This is a genomic window from Pseudomonas sp. GW456-12-1-14-TSB6 (assembly GCF_059424205.1).
On the sequence record NZ_JBWKZE010000002.1, the window covers coordinates 191590 to 209252 of the forward strand.

General features: G+C 61.1%; 18 protein-coding genes. 8 read left to right on the top strand and 10 right to left on the bottom strand.

Features of this window, described 5'->3' with window-relative positions; translation table 11 throughout:
• Positions 1 to 101: 101 nt before the first annotated feature.
• On the bottom strand, positions 102 to 527 hold the full coding sequence (locus tag AC07Y2_RS02385; RefSeq protein ID WP_490840616.1) for a class II fructose-bisphosphate aldolase: 426 nt from the start codon (positions 525 to 527) through the stop codon (positions 102 to 104).
• Between the two features lie 85 nt (positions 528 to 612).
• On the opposite strand from AC07Y2_RS02385, the gene AC07Y2_RS02390 reads away from it, so the two are divergent.
• Positions 613 to 864, top strand: a complete 252-nt coding sequence (locus AC07Y2_RS02390; RefSeq protein WP_039767977.1) for a helix-turn-helix domain-containing protein — start codon at positions 613 to 615, stop codon at positions 862 to 864.
• Positions 861 to 2060 (top strand): type II toxin-antitoxin system HipA family toxin, encoded by a 1200-nt coding sequence (locus tag AC07Y2_RS02395; RefSeq protein ID WP_103385367.1) that lies wholly within the window; start codon positions 861 to 863, stop codon positions 2058 to 2060. Before AC07Y2_RS02390 ends, AC07Y2_RS02395 begins: the two co-directional genes overlap by 4 nt.
• Positions 2061 to 2133: 73 nt before the next feature.
• Here AC07Y2_RS02395 and fba read toward each other — a convergent pair whose 3' ends face one another.
• From fba to tkt, 6 genes are all read right to left on the bottom strand, one after another.
• Entirely contained in the window at positions 2134 to 3198 is a 1065-nt protein-coding gene (gene fba, locus AC07Y2_RS02400) for a class II fructose-bisphosphate aldolase (protein ID WP_007959708.1), read from the bottom strand.
• Positions 3199 to 3323: 125 nt separating this feature from the next.
• A complete protein-coding gene (locus AC07Y2_RS02405) occupies positions 3324 to 3656 on the bottom strand; it encodes an MliC family protein (RefSeq protein WP_039767975.1) in 333 nt (110 codons plus the stop codon).
• Between the two features lie 57 nt (positions 3657 to 3713).
• A complete protein-coding gene (locus AC07Y2_RS02410) occupies positions 3714 to 3935 on the bottom strand; it encodes a hypothetical protein (protein ID WP_007959706.1) in 222 nt (73 codons plus the stop codon).
• Between the two features lie 34 nt (positions 3936 to 3969).
• Positions 3970 to 5133, bottom strand: a complete 1164-nt coding sequence (locus AC07Y2_RS02415; RefSeq protein WP_103385366.1) for a phosphoglycerate kinase — start codon at positions 5131 to 5133, stop codon at positions 3970 to 3972.
• Positions 5134 to 5145: 12 nt separating this feature from the next.
• On the bottom strand, positions 5146 to 6198 hold the full coding sequence (gene epd, locus AC07Y2_RS02420) for an erythrose-4-phosphate dehydrogenase (protein WP_064380162.1): 1053 nt from the start codon (positions 6196 to 6198) through the stop codon (positions 5146 to 5148).
• Between the two features lie 165 nt (positions 6199 to 6363).
• Positions 6364 to 8361 (bottom strand): transketolase, encoded by a 1998-nt coding sequence (gene tkt, locus AC07Y2_RS02425; RefSeq protein WP_085611949.1) that lies wholly within the window; start codon positions 8359 to 8361, stop codon positions 6364 to 6366.
• Positions 8362 to 8631: 270 nt separating this feature from the next.
• On the opposite strand from tkt, the gene AC07Y2_RS02430 reads away from it, so the two are divergent.
• The 4 genes from AC07Y2_RS02430 to AC07Y2_RS02445 all read left to right on the top strand — a co-directional run bounded on the left by AC07Y2_RS02430 (position 8632) and on the right by AC07Y2_RS02445 (position 13149).
• A complete protein-coding gene (locus tag AC07Y2_RS02430; RefSeq protein ID WP_039767972.1) occupies positions 8632 to 9627 on the top strand; it encodes an ArsR/SmtB family transcription factor in 996 nt (331 codons plus the stop codon).
• Between the two features lie 18 nt (positions 9628 to 9645).
• Positions 9646 to 10836, top strand: a complete 1191-nt coding sequence (gene metK / locus AC07Y2_RS02435; protein WP_011336330.1) for a methionine adenosyltransferase — start codon at positions 9646 to 9648, stop codon at positions 10834 to 10836.
• 143 nt (positions 10837 to 10979) lie between these two features.
• On the top strand, positions 10980 to 12656 hold the full coding sequence (ligB, locus tag AC07Y2_RS02440; RefSeq protein ID WP_103385365.1) for an NAD-dependent DNA ligase LigB: 1677 nt from the start codon (positions 10980 to 10982) through the stop codon (positions 12654 to 12656).
• A 97-nt stretch (positions 12657 to 12753) separates the two neighbouring features.
• Positions 12754 to 13149, top strand: a complete 396-nt coding sequence (locus AC07Y2_RS02445) for a DUF1090 domain-containing protein (protein WP_039767970.1) — start codon at positions 12754 to 12756, stop codon at positions 13147 to 13149.
• Positions 13150 to 13191: 42 nt separating this feature from the next.
• Here AC07Y2_RS02445 and AC07Y2_RS02450 read toward each other — a convergent pair whose 3' ends face one another.
• Entirely contained in the window at positions 13192 to 13641 is a 450-nt protein-coding gene (locus AC07Y2_RS02450; RefSeq protein WP_074692066.1) for a c-type cytochrome, read from the bottom strand.
• Positions 13642 to 13769: 128 nt separating this feature from the next.
• Here AC07Y2_RS02450 and mltA point away from each other — a divergent pair, with 128 nt between their 5' ends.
• Positions 13770 to 14942 carry a murein transglycosylase A gene (mltA, locus tag AC07Y2_RS02455; protein ID WP_103385364.1) on the top strand — a complete coding sequence of 391 codons (1173 nt, stop codon included), beginning with the start codon at positions 13770 to 13772 and terminating at the stop codon, positions 14940 to 14942.
• Positions 14943 to 14991: 49 nt separating this feature from the next.
• Here the strand turns inward: mltA and AC07Y2_RS02460 are convergent, their stop codons facing one another.
• Together AC07Y2_RS02460 and AC07Y2_RS02465 are read right to left on the bottom strand one after the other, a co-directional pair.
• A complete protein-coding gene (locus AC07Y2_RS02460; RefSeq protein ID WP_039767967.1) occupies positions 14992 to 15375 on the bottom strand; it encodes an MAPEG family protein in 384 nt (127 codons plus the stop codon).
• Between the two features lie 39 nt (positions 15376 to 15414).
• On the bottom strand, positions 15415 to 16248 hold the full coding sequence (locus AC07Y2_RS02465) for an EamA family transporter (RefSeq protein WP_103385363.1): 834 nt from the start codon (positions 16246 to 16248) through the stop codon (positions 15415 to 15417).
• 219 nt (positions 16249 to 16467) lie between these two features.
• On the opposite strand from AC07Y2_RS02465, the gene AC07Y2_RS02470 reads away from it, so the two are divergent.
• Complete coding sequence (locus AC07Y2_RS02470) at positions 16468 to 17637, top strand: MFS transporter (protein ID WP_103385362.1); 1170 nt, start codon at positions 16468 to 16470, stop codon at positions 17635 to 17637.
• The last annotated feature ends 26 nt before the right edge of the window (positions 17638 to 17663 follow it).

Here is a 17663-nt window from a genome sequence, read left to right on the forward strand (position 1 = left end):
CATTTCAAGCGCCTTACGTCAGTCGACTGCTTGATAAAACTCCAGGCAAAAAGAAACCCGCCTCACGGCGGGTTTCTTTCAAATCAGCTCAACACCCAGTCTCAATTGACCTTGGCGTTCAACTCACCCTTCAGATAACGCTGATACATGCTTTCCAGCGAGATCGGCTTGATCTTCGAAGCGTTGCCGGCAGTACCGAAAGCTTCGTAACGAGCGATACATACATCGCGCATCGCCTTCACGGTTTCGCCGAAGAATTTACGTGGGTCGAATTCGCTCGGGTTGGTGGCCATCAGGCGACGCATGGCGCCGGTGGATGCCAGACGCAGGTCGGTGTCGATGTTGACCTTGCGCACGCCGTGCTTGATGCCTTCGACGATTTCTTCAACCGGTACGCCGTAGGTTTCTTTGATGTCGCCGCCGTACTGGTTGATGATCGCCAGCCACTCTTGTGGCACCGACGAGGAACCGTGCATCACCAGGTGGGTGTTCGGGAATTTGAATTGCCTTGATGCGATCATTGCCACACGTCTGCGGTAGGCCTACGAAACACCATCTTCCACAACGTTGTGCTAACGTAACATTCATATATTTATGTTCCGGTAGCAGCACATGGATTATTTTTTGTTGATCGCTCGCCTTGGCGACCAGTTGCGCGAAAAGCGTATTCGCCGAGGCCTGACCCAAGCTCAGCTTGCCGACCTCGCCGGGCTGACACGATACAAGGTCATCGCCGTAGAAAAAGGCACCCTTTCTGTTGGCATGATCGCCTATGCGCGCGTGCTCGGTGCACTGGATTGCGAACTCGCTGTCGTCCCGGCCGCCATGCCAACCCTTGAAGAGCTTGGGGATTTATTCGAATGAAAATGACCTCTCTCAAAGTCAGTACGCCTGAGGGGCATAGTGGCAGGCTTTTCAGCGATGGCGAGGACTTCACGTTCCGTTATCACGACGATTTATTGCCAGATGTGGCTATCAGCCTGTCGATGCCTGTGCGGCATGACGAGTTTCGCCGACGCGAGCTCCACCCTGTTTTTCAGATGAACCTGCCGGAAGGCTACGTGCTGGAGCAACTGCGTAATCGCCTGGCCAAGACCGTGAATGTCGACCCGATGCTGTTGCTGGCGCTCTCCGGTAGCACCTCTCCCATTGGCAGGGTTCAAGTGCGCTCTGAAACGGTTGATGCCTTGCTGGAAGAACAACAATTTCCAGGAGAAAAACTTGAGGAGATTCTGACGTGGGACGGCACGGAAGATATTTTCGCCGGCCTGATGGATCGCTACATTCTGCGAGCAGGCATTTCGGGTGTTCAGCCAAAATTGCTGGTTCCGGAACAACAGGAAGCCGCGTTACCCCGCGTGACCTCGAAAACCTCAGACTTGATTATCAAAAGTGGCCGAGACGAATTTCCCGGTCTGGCAGTCAACGAATTCCTTTGTATGTCCATGGCGAAAGAAGCGGGTATTCCCGTTCCGCCGTTTTACATTTCCGATAATGCCAAGCTGTTCGTCATGCGCCGCTTTGACCGCGACGATCAGCTCAACCCGATCGGTTTTGAAGACATGGCAGTGTTGATGGGGTTGTCGGCCAGCCAGAAGTACAGCAAAAGCTATGCGGCAATTGCCAAGGCCATCCGTGTGTACTGCCCGGCCGAGCATGTACGCGCATCACTTGATCAACTTTTCGATAGCGTTGCCTTGAGCTGCATTGTCGGGAATGGCGACGCTCATTTGAAAAACTTTGGATTGCTTTACTCCGAACCGACTCAGCGCGACGCGCGCCTGGCGCCGGCTTACGACATCGTCAACACCACGGCTTATATTCCTGAGGATGTACTGGCTCTGGATCTGGCGGGCAACAAGTCAATGTTTGCCTCGCGACAGGGTTTGCTGGAGTTTGCCCACACCTGTGAGATCGAGCAGCCGAGGGCGCGCATTCAGCGATTGCTTGCCTCGGTTGAAGCGGTACTTGCGCGCTACCCTCAATATCGAGAACAGGCACCTCATGTGGTCAGTGCCATTGAGCAGGCAGCAGCGCCATTCACCCTGACTTTTGGGTGACGCGCACAAAATCACCACCCACAAAAAACCCGCCTCACGGCGGGTTTCTTTCAAATCAGCTCAACACCCAGTCTCAATTGACCTTGGCGTTCAACTCACCCTTCAGATAACGCTGATACATGCTTTCCAGCGAGATCGGCTTGATCTTCGAAGCGTTGCCGGCGGTACCGAAAGCTTCGTAACGAGCGATACATACATCGCGCATCGCCTTGACGGTTTCGCCGAAGAATTTACGCGGGTCGAACTCGCTCGGGTTGGTGGCCATCAGGCGACGCATGGCGCCGGTGGATGCCAGACGCAGGTCGGTGTCGATGTTGACCTTGCGCACGCCGTGCTTGATGCCTTCGACGATTTCTTCAACCGGTACGCCGTAGGTTTCTTTGATGTCGCCGCCGTACTGGTTGATGATCGCCAGCCACTCTTGTGGAACCGACGAGGAACCGTGCATCACCAGGTGGGTGTTCGGGATGCGTTTGTGGATTTCCTTGATGCGGTCGATCGCCAGCACGTCACCGGTAGGTGGCTTGGTGAACTTGTAGGCGCCGTGGCTGGTGCCGATGGCGATGGCCAGGGCATCAACTTGAGTCTTCTTGACGAAGTCAGCGGCTTCTTCCGGGTCGGTCAGCATCTGGCTGTGATCCAGAACGCCTTCGGCGCCGATGCCGTCTTCTTCACCGGCCATGCCGGTTTCCAGCGAACCCAGGCAGCCCAGCTCGCCTTCTACCGAAACGCCGCAGGCGTGAGCCATGGCGACGGTTTGTTGGGTCACGCGGACGTTGTATTCGTAGTCGGTCGGGGTCTTGCCGTCTTCACCGAGGGAGCCGTCCATCATGACCGAGCTGAAGCCCAACTGGATCGAGCGCTGGCAGACGTCAGGGCTGGTGCCGTGGTCCTGGTGCATGCACACCGGGATGTGCGGGAATTCTTCGATTGCCGCCAGGATCAGGTGACGCAGGAACGGGGCGCCGGCGTATTTGCGGGCACCGGCCGAAGCCTGAACGATCACCGGGGAGTCAGTCTTGTCAGCGGCTTCCATGATGGCGCGCATCTGCTCAAGGTTGTTGACGTTGAAGGCTGGAACGCCGTAGCCGAACTCGGCTGCGTGGTCCAGCATCTGGCGCATGCTGATAAGTGCCATTGTGTGTCTCTCTCCCGGTTTGGGTCGTTAATCGTGCCAGCCTGCCGGAGCGGCGGCGGCTATTCAAGTGATTGCAGATCGGGGGTTGAGGCCCGGCCTGGTGATTCGATAAAGCAAATTCTGTTTTATTCGGCTTTGCAGCCCCGGCCGATCAAATCATTGGTGGCGACCCAGTAAACCAGGCCTTCATTACCTTTGATGTGAAACGCCAGCATGTCGTCGCTGTACAGCGCGCCCGAGGCGCCCGGCTCTTCCTTCAGGCGATAGACCTGATCACCGCCGCCCAGGCGCACATCGACTTCCTTGCGGGCGGCATCGGTGAAGCGCCACAGCACCTTGGCCTGGCTGTCGCAGGTCCAGGTGGTCCAGTTATCCACAGGGGCGGACGACTGGAACGGGTTCCACTGCGCGCAACCACCCAACAATCCCAGCGCCGCAACGGCGATCAAGCCTTTCATCCGTGTTCCTCGACCGGCAGCGCACGCCGCCGGCCCTGAGTTAAAGAGTCAGACCGGTCAAGGACAACCATGTTCCTTGGCCGGGGTTTGCGTCTCGTATTTGTCCAGACCGTCCGGGCCCGAGCGCTTGTTCAGCACCGGGTTGGTTTCGGCCTGCCAGTCGGCCTGGTAGCAGCCTTTCTGGGCCTCGCCCGGTGCCGGTGTCGGCTCGGCCTTCGGGTTACTCCCGCAGGCCGCCAGCGTACCGGTCAGCAGCAACAGCGCTAACGACTTGACCATCTGAACACTCCTTTGCCTGGCCAATCGGGCGGCCTCAGGCCTTGGCCCGGCTTTCCAGGACTTCAACGGCCGGCAGCACCTTGCCTTCGACGAATTCGAGGAACGCGCCACCGCCGGTGGAAATGTAGGAGATCTTTTCAGCCACGCCATATTTATCGATGGCCGCCAGGGTGTCGCCACCGCCGGCAATCGAGAACGCCGCGCTTTCGGCGATGGCTTCGGCCAGCACTTTGGTGCCGTTGCCGAACTGGTCGAATTCGAACACGCCGACCGGGCCGTTCCACAGGATGGTTTTCGACGACTTCAGCAGTTCGGCGAAGTTGGCCGCGGTTTGCGGGCCGATGTCGAGGATCATGTCGTCGGCAGCCACGTCAGCGATCAGCTTCACGGTCGCTTCAGCGCTTTCGGCAAATTCCTTGGCAACCACCACGTCGACCGGCAGCGGCACGCTGACTTTGGCGGCGATGGCGCGCGCGGTGTCCAGCAGGTCCGGCTCGTACAGCGACTTGCCGACCGGGTGACCGGCCGCAGCGAGGAAGGTGTTGGCGATGCCGCCGCCGACGATCAGCTGATCGCAGATCTGGCTCAGGCTGTTCAGCACGTCGAGTTTGGTCGAGACCTTGGAACCGGCAACGATGGCCGCCATCGGCTTGGCCGGGGCGCCCAGGGCTTTGCCCAGTGCATCGAGTTCAGCGGCCAGCAGCGGGCCGGCAGCGGCGACTTTGGCGAACTTGGCAACGCCGTGCGTCGAACCTTCAGCGCGGTGAGCGGTGCCGAAAGCGTCCATCACGAACACGTCGCACAGGGCGGCATATTGCTGGGCCAGTTCGTCGGCGTTCTTTTTCTCGCCGTTGTTGAAGCGCACGTTTTCGAACAGCACGATGTCGCCGGCCTTGACGTCAACGCCGCCCAGGTAGTCGGCCACCAGCGGCACTTCGCGGCCCAGGGCCTTGCTCAGGTAGTCGGCGACAGGCTTGAGGCTGTTCTCGGCGGAGAATTCGCCTTCGGTCGGACGACCCAGGTGCGAGCAGACCATCACGGCCGCGCCTTTTTCCAGGGCCAGCTTGATGGTCGGCAGCGAAGCCAGGATACGCGCATCGCTGGTGACAACACCGTCCTTGACTGGGACGTTGAGGTCTTCGCGGATCAATACGCGCTTACCTTGCAGATCGAGGTCGGACATCTTCAACACGGTCATGGGTCGCACTTCCTACGGTTTTTTTGAAGTCGCTGTTTGCAGATAGTGTTCTGCAACATCCAGCATTCGGTTGGCAAAACCCCATTCGTTGTCGAACCAGGCCAGGATGTTTACCAGCCGAGGGCCGGAAACGCGGGTCTGACTGGCATCGACGATGGCCGAATGTGGGTCATGGTTGAAATCACAACTGGCGTGAGGCAATTCGGTGTAGGCCAACAGACCTTTGAGCGGGCCGCTGGTGGCGGCGTCGCGCAGGATCCGGTTGACCTCGCCGGCGTCGGTGTCGCTCGCGGTCTGCATCGTGATGTCGAGGCAGGACACATTGACCGTCGGCACGCGTACGGCTTTGGCCTGAATTCGCCCGGCAAGTTCCGGCAGCAGGCGCTCGATGCCACGCGCCAGACCGGTGGACACCGGGATCACCGACTGGAACGCAGAACGGGTGCGGCGCAGGTCTTCGTGGTGATAGGCGTCGATCACCGGTTGATCGTTCATCGCCGAGTGGATGGTGGTGATCGACACGTAATCCAGGCCGACCGCCTGATCCAGCAGACGCAACAGCGGTACGCCGCAGTTGGTGGTGCAGGAGGCGTTGGACACCAGCAGTTCGTCGCCGGTCAGGCAATCCTGATTGACGCCGTAGACGATGGTGGCGTCGACATCCGCCTCGCTGGCCATCGGCTGCGAAAACAGTACACGCGGCGCGCCGGCGTCGATAAAGCGCTGGCCGTCTGCGCGAGTGTGGTAAGCGCCGGAGCATTCGAGCACCAGATCGACGCCCAGCGATGCCCAATCGATGCCTTCGGGGGTGGCACTGCGCAGGACCTTCACGCAGTCGCCATTAATATGCAGACAATCGCCGTCGACCTTCACCTCGCCCGGGAACCGGCCGTGGGTGGAGTCGAAGCGTGTCAGGTATTCGATGCTGGCCATGTCGGCCAGATCGTTGATCGCGACAATCTCGAACCCGGCCTTCTCGCCTCGCTCGAACAACGCACGCAAGACGCAACGACCAATGCGGCCGTAGCCGTTGAGTGCAACTTTGTAGGGACGCGGTTGAGGCATGGGGTTCTCGATTACCGTGGTGAAACCGTCAGTGTTGCGGTGCTTCAACTACCGCTATCGCGAGCAGGCTCGCTCCCACAGGAAAATGCATTCCAATGTGGGAGCGAGCCTGCTCCGGGCGGCGTTCCGACGATGGACCGCAGTCCAGACGACAAAACTTCTGGATCAGTCCTCCAGCAGCTCTTCAGCCTGACCCAGGATGTTTTCCAGGGTGAAGCCGAACTCTTCGAACAGTGCCGAAGCCGGAGCCGATTCGCCGTAGGTGGTCATGCCGATCACGCGACCTTCCAGACCCACGTACTTGAACCAGAAGTCGGCGTGGGCCGCTTCGATCGCAATACGTGCGCTGACCTGCAACGGCAGGACCGATTGCTTGTAGCTGGCGTCCTGAGCGTCGAACGCGCTGGTGCATGGCATGGAAACCACGCGAACCTTGCGGCCCTGCTCGGTGAGTTTGTCGTAGGCCTGAACGGCCAGACCAACTTCCGAACCGGTGGCGATCAGGATCAGCTCAGGCTCGCCTGCGCAGTCCTTGAGCACGTAACCACCACGGCTGATGTCGGCGATCTGACCGGCATCACGGGTTTGGTGCTGCAGGTTCTGACGCGAGAAGATCAGCGCCGACGGGCCGTCCTTGCGCTCCAGAGCGTTTTTCCAGGCCACGGCCGATTCAACGGCATCGGCTGGACGCCAGGTGTCGAGGTTCGGCGTGCTGCGCAGGCTGGTCAGTTGCTCGATCGGCTGGTGCGTCGGGCCGTCTTCGCCCAGACCGATGGAGTCGTGGGTGTAGACGTGGATCACGCGCTGCTTCATCAGAGCGGACATGCGCACTGCGTTGCGGGCGTATTCCATGAACATCAGGAAGGTCGCGCCGTAAGGCACCAGACCACCGTGCAGGGCAACGCCGTTCATGATCGCGGTCATGCCGAATTCGCGCACGCCGTAGTACATGTAGTTGCCGCTGGCGTCTTCGGCGCTGACGCCTTTGCAGCCTTTCCACAGGGTCAGGTTGGAACCGGCCAGGTCAGCCGAACCGCCCAGCACTTCCGGCAGCAGCGGGCCGAACGCGTTCAGGGCGTTCTGGCTGGCTTTACGGCTGGCGATGGTTTCGCCTTTGGCAGCAACGTCGGCGATGTAGGCGTCAGCCTTCTCGGAGAAGTCGGCCGGCAGCTCGCCGCTCAGGCGACGGATCAGTTCGTTGGCTTCGGTCGGGAACGCGGCGGAGTAGGCAGCGAAACGCTGATCCCACTCGGCTTCGGCGGCGCGGCCTTTTTCCTTGGCATCCCACTCGGCATAGATGTCGGCCGGGATTTCGAACGGGCCGTGGTTCCAGTTCAACGCCTGACGGGTCAGGGCGATTTCCGCGTCACCCAGCGGGGCGCCGTGGCAATCTTCCTTGCCTTGCTTGTTCGGCGAACCGAAACCGATGGTGGTCTTGCAGCAGATCAGGGTCGGCAGCGGGCTCTTGCGAGCGGTCTCGATGGCGGTCTTGATCTCTTCCGGGTCGTGACCGTCAACGTTGCGGATCACTTGCCAGTTGTACGATTCGAAACGCTTCGGCGTGTCGTCGGTGAACCAGCCTTCGACTTCGCCGTCGATGGAAATGCCGTTGTCATCGTAGAAGGCGATCAGCTTGCCCAGGCCCAGAGTGCCGGCCAGGGAAGCGACTTCGTGGGAAATGCCTTCCATCATGCAGCCATCACCCAGGAACACGTAGGTGTGGTGGTCGACGATGTTGTGGCCAGGGCGGTTGAACTGCGCGCCCAGGACTTTTTCTGCCAAGGCGAAGCCCACAGCGTTGGCCAGGCCCTGACCCAGCGGGCCGGTGGTGGTTTCAACGCCCGGGGTGTAACCGAATTCCGGGTGGCCCGGGGTACGGCTGTGCAGTTGACGGAATTGCTTCAGGTCGTCGATCGACAGGTCGTAGCCGGTCAGGTGCAGCAGCGAGTAGATCAACATCGAGCCGTGGCCGTTGGACAGCACGAAGCGGTCACGGTCGGCGAACGACGGGTTGCTCGGGTTGTGCTTGAGGTAGTCGCGCCAAAGCACTTCGGCGATATCTGCCATACCCATAGGGGCACCGGGATGGCCGCTGTTGGCTTTTTGCACGGCATCCATGCTGAGGGCACGAATGGCGTTGGCACGCTCACGACGGCTAGGCATCGCTGATCTCCTGGGTGTGAATAGATTGAAACGGAAAAAGGAGGGCATTTTCCCTCACCCGAGCGCCTCGGGGCAATGACAGATAGTCATCCGGAGGCGTTTTTCCATTGGATAACATCGGTTTCGGTTGGTGAAACCTTTCCGCTGTTCGTTTGTAGAGTTGACCGGGCAGTGAGAAGTGCAATCGAATGCGCCATCCATCGAGCAATATCAAAACTTTTTGATATAGACCTTGCGGTGCTTCCGGGCCGTCACTAGACTGCCAGCCCTATGAACTTACGCGTGCCTTCCATTCGCCATGACGATTGCGACGAGCTGGCGGCCCTGTGCAAGGCCGGCGGCGATCCGCTGCGGCTGAATGTATTGCGTGCCCTGGCCAACGACTCGTTCGGCGTACTGGAACTGGCGCAGATTTTCGGTATCGGCCAGTCCGGCATGAGCCATCACCTTAAAGTGCTGGCGCAGGCGGATCTGGTGGCGACTCGCCGCGAAGGCAATGCGGTGTTCTATCGCCGCGCCCTGCCCCACACCGAGTTGCTGGGAGGCAAGTTGCACGCTGCATTGTTAGAAGAAGTCGACAATCTGGCGCTGCCAGCCGACGTGGAATCCCGGATCGCACAGGTTCACGGGCAACGCGCGGCCAACAGCCAGGACTTTTTCGCAAGGGTTGCAGAGAAATTCCGCGCCCAGCAGGATTTGATTGCCGGCCTGCCGCAGTACCGTGAAAGCGTGCTGGCCCTGCTCGACAAACTGAATTTCGATGGCGCAGCCACGGCCATTGAAGTCGGCCCCGGCGATGGTGCATTCCTGCCGGAACTGGCGCGTCGCTTCGACACCGTAACCGCACTGGACAACAGCGCGGCGATGCTCGAACTGGCTCGCCAGGTATGTGAACGTGAACAGCTGGCTAACGTCAGCCTGCAATTGGCCGATGCATTGAATGGCGTGAGCCTTCAGGCCGATTGCGTGGTGTTGAACATGGTGTTGCACCATTTCGCCGCGCCGGCCGAAGCGCTCAAGCACATGGCCAGCCTGCTGCAACCGGGCGGTAGCCTGCTCGTGACAGAGTTATGTAGCCACAACCAGAGTTGGGCCAGGGAGGCCTGCGGTGATCTGTGGTTGGGGTTTGAACAGGACGATCTGGCCCGTTGGGCCACCGCTGCGGGACTCGTTCCCGGGGAAAGCCTCTATGTAGGCTTACGTAATGGTTTCCAGATCCAGGTCCGCCATTTTCAGCGACCGGCTGGCGACACTCACCATCGGTAAATTCAGGAAAACATCGAGATGAGCGAATACTCCCTCTTCACCTCCGAGTCCGTGTCTGAAGGACATCCGGACAAAATCGCCGACCAGATTTCCGATGCAGTGCTGGACGCCATCATTGCCCAGGACAAGCACGCACGCGTTGCGGTGGAAACCCTGGTCAAGACTGGCGTGGCCATCGTTGCCGGTGAAGTGACCACCAGTGCCTGGGTCGACCTGGAGCAGATCGTTCGTGACGTGATTTGCGACATCGGCTACACCAGCTCCGACGTCGGCTTCGACGGCGCGACCTGCGGCGTGATGAACATCATCGGCAAGCAGTCCCCTGACATCAACCAGGGTGTTGACCGTGCCAAGCCTGAAGATCAGGGCGCCGGCGACCAGGGCCTGATGTTCGGCTACGCCAGCAACGAAACCGACGTGCTGATGCCAGCACCGATCACCTTCTCGCACCAGCTGGTGCAGCGTCAGGCCGAAGCCCGTAAATCGGGTCTGCTGCCTTGGTTGCGTCCGGACGCCAAGTCGCAAGTGACCTGCCGTTACGAAGGCGGCAAGGTTGTCGGTATCGACGCCGTGGTTCTGTCGACCCAGCACAACCCTGAAGTGTCGTACAACGACCTGCGCGAAGGCGTGATGGAGCTGATCGTCAAGCACGTGCTGCCTGCCGAACTGCTGAGCAAGGACACCCAGTTCCACATCAACCCGACCGGCCAGTTCATCATTGGCGGCCCGGTAGGTGACTGCGGTCTGACCGGTCGCAAGATCATCGTCGACAGCTACGGCGGCATGGCCCGTCACGGCGGCGGCGCGTTCTCCGGTAAAGATCCATCCAAGGTTGACCGTTCGGCGGCCTACGCTGGCCGTTACGTTGCCAAGAACATCGTGGCTGCCGGCCTGGCCGAGCGTTGCGAGATCCAGGTTTCCTACGCGATCGGTGTAGCCCAGCCTACCTCGATCTCGCTGAACACCTTCGGCACCGGCAAGATCAGCGATGACAAGATCATCAAACTGGTCCGCGAAGTGTTCGACCTGCGTCCATACGCGATCACCACCATGCTGGACCTGCTGCACCCGATGTACCAGGAAACCGCAGCCTACGGCCACTTCGGCCGCGCTCCGCAGACCAAGACCGTTGGCGAAGACACCTTCTCCACGTTCACCTGGGAAAAAACCGACCGCGCCGACGCTCTGCGTTCCGCTGCCGGCCTGTAATTTTCCTGGCGGTACAAGAAGCCCCGCACGGTTCGCCGTGCGGGGCTTTTTCATGGCCGCGAAACAACCGGCAAAACAGCCGCCCGGCCCGCTTCGAAATCCCGGCTAGCCTTCAGGTATCTCTCTGAGCAAGGACGCTCACGATGCTTGCCACACTGCGCCTGTTTTTGTTTTTCCTGCCGTTTTTCCACCTCAACACCTTCGCTGCCGACTGCCCCGACTGGGCCGCCGCCCGGGCTTCGAGCGAAGTCGCCGCCCTGCAACAACAGATCGACCGCTGGGACGACGCCTATCATCGCGAAGGTCGTTCGGTGATCGCCGATGAGCTCTACGATCAGTCCCGCTTGCGCCTGAACCAATGGCGCCGGTGCTTCAAACTTCCCTCACCGCCCGAGCCGTTGCGCACCGCATCAGGCCCGGTTGCGCACCCGGTCGCTCACACCGGTCTGGACAAGCTTCACGACGCGGCGGACATCGCGACCTGGCTGCGCGACCGCCAAAACGTCTGGGTACAACCCAAGGTCGATGGCGTGGCGGTCACCCTGATCTATCGCGACGGCCGATTGCATCAGGCGATCAGTCGCGGGGATGGTGTTCGCGGGCAGGACTGGACGGAGTCGGCAAAAAGAATCGGAGCCATTCCGCAACAGCTGACGCAACCGCAGGACCTGCTGGTGCAAGGCGAACTCTACTGGCGTTTGAACGGACATACACAGGCACGTGCCGGCAGCGCCAACGCCCGCGCCACCGTGGCCGGGCTGCTGGGGCGCAAGGATCTCGACGCGGAACACGCTGCAGGCATCGGGCTGTTTGTCTGGGACTGGCCGCAAGGGCCGAAGGACTTGCCGGAGCGAATCGCGGCCCTTACGCAGTTCGGTTTTCCTACCACGGAGCCCTACACCCAGGCCGTCGCCAGCCTGAACGACGCGCAACACTGGCGCGATCACTGGTATCGCTCGCCACTGCCATTTGCCACGGACGGAGTGGTTCTGCGCCAAAGCCTGCGGCCACCGGCAGAGCGCTGGCAGGCTCGTCCGCCCTATTGGGCTGTCGCCTGGAAATACCCTTTTGCCCAGGCGCTGGCCGATGTGCGCAAGGTGAACTTCAAGATCGGCCGCACCGGGCGCATCACGCCGGTGCTTGAACTGTCGCCGGTGATGCTCGATGACCGGCAGATCAAACGGGTCAGTGTCAGTTCGCTCAGGCGCTGGCAGGAACTGGACATTCGCCCCGGCGATCAGGTGGCAATCAGCCTGGCCGGGCTGACGATTCCGCGCCTCGACAGCGTGGTGCTGCGCAGCACCGAACGCGTGGAGCTGAACGTTCCGCTCGCCAGCGACTTTCACGCCCTGAGCTGCTGGCAACCGACGCCGGGCTGCGAAAGCCAGTTCCTCGCCCGCCTGACCTGGCTCAGCGGCAAGCAGGGACTGGCCCTGCCCCATGTCGGTCGCGGCACCTGGGAGAAACTTCTGGAAACAGGCCGCCTGAACAGCCTGCTGGATTGGTTGACCCTCGACGGGCCGGAGCTTGCTAACATTGCCGGTCTCGGCGAGCGCAGCAGTGCCCGCCTGCTGCACAGTTTTCACAGCGCCCGCCAACGGCCGTTCCTGCAGTGGCTCAAAGCCCTGGGGCTGCCACCGACCGGTCAGGCAACACTCGCCGATTCATGGCAGACGCTGGCACAACGCAACACCGAACAATGGCAGGCAGAAGCCGGAATCGGCCCGGGTCGCGCGGCGCAATTGAGCGCCTTTTTTCGTGACCCGCAGGTACTGGCCCTGAGTAAAACCTTGCAAGCCGCCGGTGTCGACGGCTTCTGAACACGCAATCCCCGGCCCACCGGGAACCCAAGTCCGCCGGAGCGCTCCAACAGCGCAGTGCTTCACCGATACGATTGCCTTTGCACATGGAGCTTTTATGAAATTTCTCGCACCGCTCGCCCTGCTGTCTTTCTGCGCAGTCCTCGCCGCCCCCGTGATGGCCGACGAAGACGCGCCGGGCCTGACCGGCTGTGCTGCCAAGAAGCAGGGCATCATCAATCAGATCGAACAGGCCAAGTCCCGCGGCAATGCCGACCAGCAGGCCGGCCTCGAAACCGCCCTGCGCGAAGTCACCGAACACTGCACCGACGCCGGCCTGAAGAAAGAACGTGAAAACAAGGTGCTCGACGCCAAGCACGAAGTGAGCAGGCGTCAGGCTGATCTGGACAAGGCCATGAAGAAGGGCGATCCGGAGAAGATCGACAAGCGCAAGAACAAGCTCGCCGAATCGCGCAAGGAATTGCAGGACGCGCTGGACGAACTCGACAAGTAAGCAAGCCGGGGATCACAGCCAAAAACCGTGATCCCTTGAACATCAGTGGTCGCGAAACTCTTTATGGCAGGCACTGCAGGCATCTTCGACTTTCTGCACCGCCGGCCCCAGGTTACTGGCCTTGTAGGGTTGAACCTTGCTGGCGATCACCAGTTCACCGGTGGCCGCTTCAAGGGTGCGGGCCATTTCCTGGAAGCGGGCCTGTTTCTGCCAGACATCGTCCTTGGCGCTGGTGTGATCTTCTTCGCGCACCTGCGGGAAATGTTTCCACGGCTCATGGGACAACGCATCGAGCTTGACCGCGCCTTCGGCGAATTTCGCTCCGTCGAACGGGATGCGCCCACGCAACATGCCACCCAGGTCTTCGCCGGTTTTGAGCATCTGCTTGAAGATCGCCTTGCGCTGGCCCAGCGGGGAATTCGGGTCGACACCGCCACAGGCGGACAAGGTCAGACAGGCCAGCAATACAACAGAAATTCTTTTAAGAGTCATGGTGGCTTCAGGTCACGGAAATCGGCGGCCAGTATCCTCGGGTCACCGCCAAACACCAATAGCCCTATTAACAATAAGGGTTGCTTGAGCGCATGGAGCACTTCTGCAACCGGCACAGGAAATTCTCCATGAACAGCCGCTTCAAGGCCTGGCGTCATCCGCTCATCGTCACCCTTCCGCTGCTGGCGATCCTCGCCGGGTGCACCGGTGGCGACAGCGCCAAGCCGAAAACCCACGCCCTGGCCACGTATTCCAGTGCCACCTGGGAAGCCCTGCCGGCAGTGTCCGATAGCGACCTGGTGGCCGGTTTCGGTTCGTGGCGCAGCGCCTGCACCCGGCTCAAGGCTGAACCGGTCTGGGGCCCAACCTGTGCAGCCGCCGCCAACGTGCCGCAAAGCGCCGGCGACATCCGCACGTTCCTCAAGCAGAACCTAGACGTCTTCGGCCTGCGCGCCGAGAACGACAATCCCAACGGCCTGATCACCGGCTACTACGAACCGGTCTATCCCGGCAGCCTGACGCAAACCGCCACCGCCAACGTGCCGGTGTATGGCGTGCCCGAAGACATGATCATTGTCTCGCTGGAAAGTATTTACCCGGAACTCAAAGGCAAGCGCCTGCGCGGCCGCCTCGAAGGTCGCGTGCTCAAGCCTTACGACGATGCGGCGACCATCGAAAGCCAAGGCGTCAAGGCGCCGGTCGTGGCCTGGCTGACCGACCCGATGAACCTGCAATTCCTGCAGATTCAGGGTTCGGGGCGGATTCAGACCGATGACGGCCGACAACTGCGCATCGCCTACGCCGACCAGAATGGTCACCCGTACCGACCGATCGGCCGCTGGCTGGTGGAACAGGGCGAGCTGAAAAAAGAAGAAGTGACCATGAGTGCGATCAGCAACTGGGCCAAGGCCAACCCGTCGCGCATTCCGGAACTGCTGGCGAGCAACCCGAGCTACGTGTTTTTCACCCGCAATCCGGACAGCAACGAAGGGCCGCGCGGCTCGCTGAACGTGCCATTGACCGCCGGTTACAGCGCGGCGGTGGATCGCAAGGTGATTCCGCTGGGCAGCCTGTTGTGGCTGTCGACCACTCGCCCCGACGGCACGCCGCTGGTGCGCCCGGTGGCTGCTCAGGACACCGGCGGCGCGATTGCCGGTGAGGTTCGCGCGGACCTGTTCTGGGGCACCGGCGATGCCGCCGGGCAACTGGCGGGCGACATGAAGCAGCAAGGGCAGATCTGGATGCTCTGGCCGAAAGGTGCGGCGTTGCCGCAAGTACCGCAGGTTGCCGACAAGCCGTAAGCACAATGCAAAAGATCGCAGGCCTCGTCAGCCTGCGATCTTTTCAGGTTCAGATCGAAACGAAGAAGAAGCTGGCAATCAGCACCATCCCGACAAACCAGACCAACGAGCGCAAAGCCGCCCAGTCCGCCAGATAGCAAATGATGTAGAGCAGGCGACTGGTGATGAACAGCACCGCCAGCACATTGACCGTCACCAGCTCTGCCGTGCCCACCAGGTGCGCGACGATCACCGCCGCCGCAAACGCCGGGGTCACTTCAAAACTGTTCAGTTGCGCCGCATGGGCACGGCGCGCCACGCCATCCACGCTGTCCAGAAAGTCCCGGGGATCATGATTGTCCCGCAGTCTGAAACCACCCGAGGCCTTGGCCACGACGGTGCACAGATAGGGCAGAAAAATCGCGATCAACACACACCACAAAGCCACCGTCATAACACCGTCCTTCTTTCGAGTTTTAGAGTTGCCGGGCGCTCAGAACTTCATCACCAACATACCGATCAGCACCAGCCCACAGGCTAAGAGCCGCGGCCGGCCGAAAGGTTCTTTCAGGTAACGCATGCCGAACAGCACCACCAGGATCACGCTGATTTCACGCAACGCCGCCGCTTCGGCAATCGAGCCCAACTGCATCGCCCACAGCACCAGAGCGTAGCTGAACAACACGCAGAACCCGACCGCCAGTCCCAGCTTCCACTGCTCGCGCCAGAACAGCTTGAACGCCGGCCGCTTGGCCACCCACGCCAGCAGCGGGAACGGCCAGGCACTGAGCAGCGTGACCCAGACCAGGTAATCCAGCGGATGCGACCAGCGCCGCAACGCCTGACCGTCGATATAGGTGTAGCAACCGATGCACAGCCCGATCAGTGCCACCACCGGCAGCATCGCCCACGGCAAATGTTTCCCGCCGCCGCCCTGCCAGAGCAGGCAAGCCATGCCCAGCGGGATCAACAGGATCCCGAAGATTTGCTGGGTGGTCAGCACCTCGCCGGCGAAGATCAGGGTCAGCGCCAGCACCACCAGCGGCGACAGTCCGCGCATCAACGGATAGACCAGCCCCAGGTCGCCGACCCGATAGGCCTGGATCAACAGGTAGCGATAAAGCAGCTCGAACGCCGCCGACGCCAGAATCCATGGCCAGATTTCCGCCGGCGGCAGGCTGATGAAAGGCATCGCCAGCGCGACGAACAACAGCGCCACGGAGTCCATGCAGGCCACCACCAGCAGCCGTTCGGCGCTGAACTTGATCAACGTGTTCCACGCTGCGTGCAACAGCGCCGCCACCAACACCAGAGCTGTCGCCAGCACGTGCCACTCCTTTGTTCTTGTTGTTGAACCTGAGCCAATTAGTCAGATTATTGATTCGCGATGTGTCAGCAGCTGTTTATACTGCAAGCGACCACGCCGCACTCAGTTGCGCACAGATAAATTCCAATAATTCCTGCCTGCCCCGTTCTCGCCCGAGACCGGTCGCCGGCCTGCGTATGCCTGATCAAAGCGTCAAGACTACCGACAGAGACCTTGCGCATGCCACTCGCCTTGCTTGCCCTCGCTGTTGCCGCTTTCGGCATCGGCACCACTGAATTCGTCATCATGGGCCTGCTGCCCGATGTCGCCCGCGACCTCGCGGTGAGCATTCCCCACGCCGGCCTGTTGATCACCGGCTACGCCCTGGGGGTGGTGTTCGGTGCGCCAATTCTGGCGATCGGCACTGCCAATATGCCGCGCAAGGCCACGCTGCTGGGCATGACGCTGATGTTCATCCTCGGCAACGTGCTGTGCGCACTGGCGCCGAACTACGCGACGCTGATGGCGGCGCGGGTGGTCACCGCGCTGTGCCACGGGGCGTTCTTCGGCATCGGTTCGGTGGTGGCCGCCGGGCTGGTCGCACCGAACAAGCGGGCGCAGGCGATTGCCATGATGTTCACCGGTCTGACCCTGGCCAACGTCCTCGGCGTACCGCTGGGCACCGCGCTCGGCCAGTACGCCGGCTGGCGCTCGACCTTCTGGGCGGTCTCGGTGATCGGTGTGATCTCCGCCCTCGCCCAATGGTTGTGGCTGCCGAAACATATCCCGATGGACAAGGCCAACCTCGCCAGCGAGTTCAAGGTGCTGGGCAAGGTCAACGTGTTGCTGGCGCTGGGCATGAGCGTGCTGGCCTCCACCAGCCTGTTCAGCGTGTTCACCTACATCGCGCCGATTCTGCAGGACATCACCGGCGTCAGCCCCCACGGCGTGACGGTGATGCTGCTGTTGTTCGGTGTCGGCCTGACCGGAGGCAGCATGCTCGGCGGACGCCTGGCCGACAGTCGTCTGTTGCCGTCATTGGTGGGTGTGGCGCTGGCGGTGGTGGTGGTTCTGGCGGCGTTCAGCCAGACCAGTCGCTCGGTGGTTCCGGCAGCGATCACGCTGGTGCTGTGGGGGATTTTTGCCTTCGCCCTGTGCCCGATCCTGCAACTGCTGATCATCGATCAGGCTCACGAGGCACCGAACCTCGGTTCGACCCTGAACCAGAGCGCGTTCAACCTCGGCAATGCCGCCGGCGCATGGATTGGCGGACTGGTGGTGGCCAGCGGCGCGGACCTTGCGGACTTGCCCTGGACCGGCGCTCTGGTGGGAGTGCTGACCGTGCTGACGGCGCTGTTTTTCATCTACCTGCAACGTCGGGGTGTCGCTGCGGTCAATGTGTCCGGCTGATTTTCCCGGGGGACACAATTGTGTCC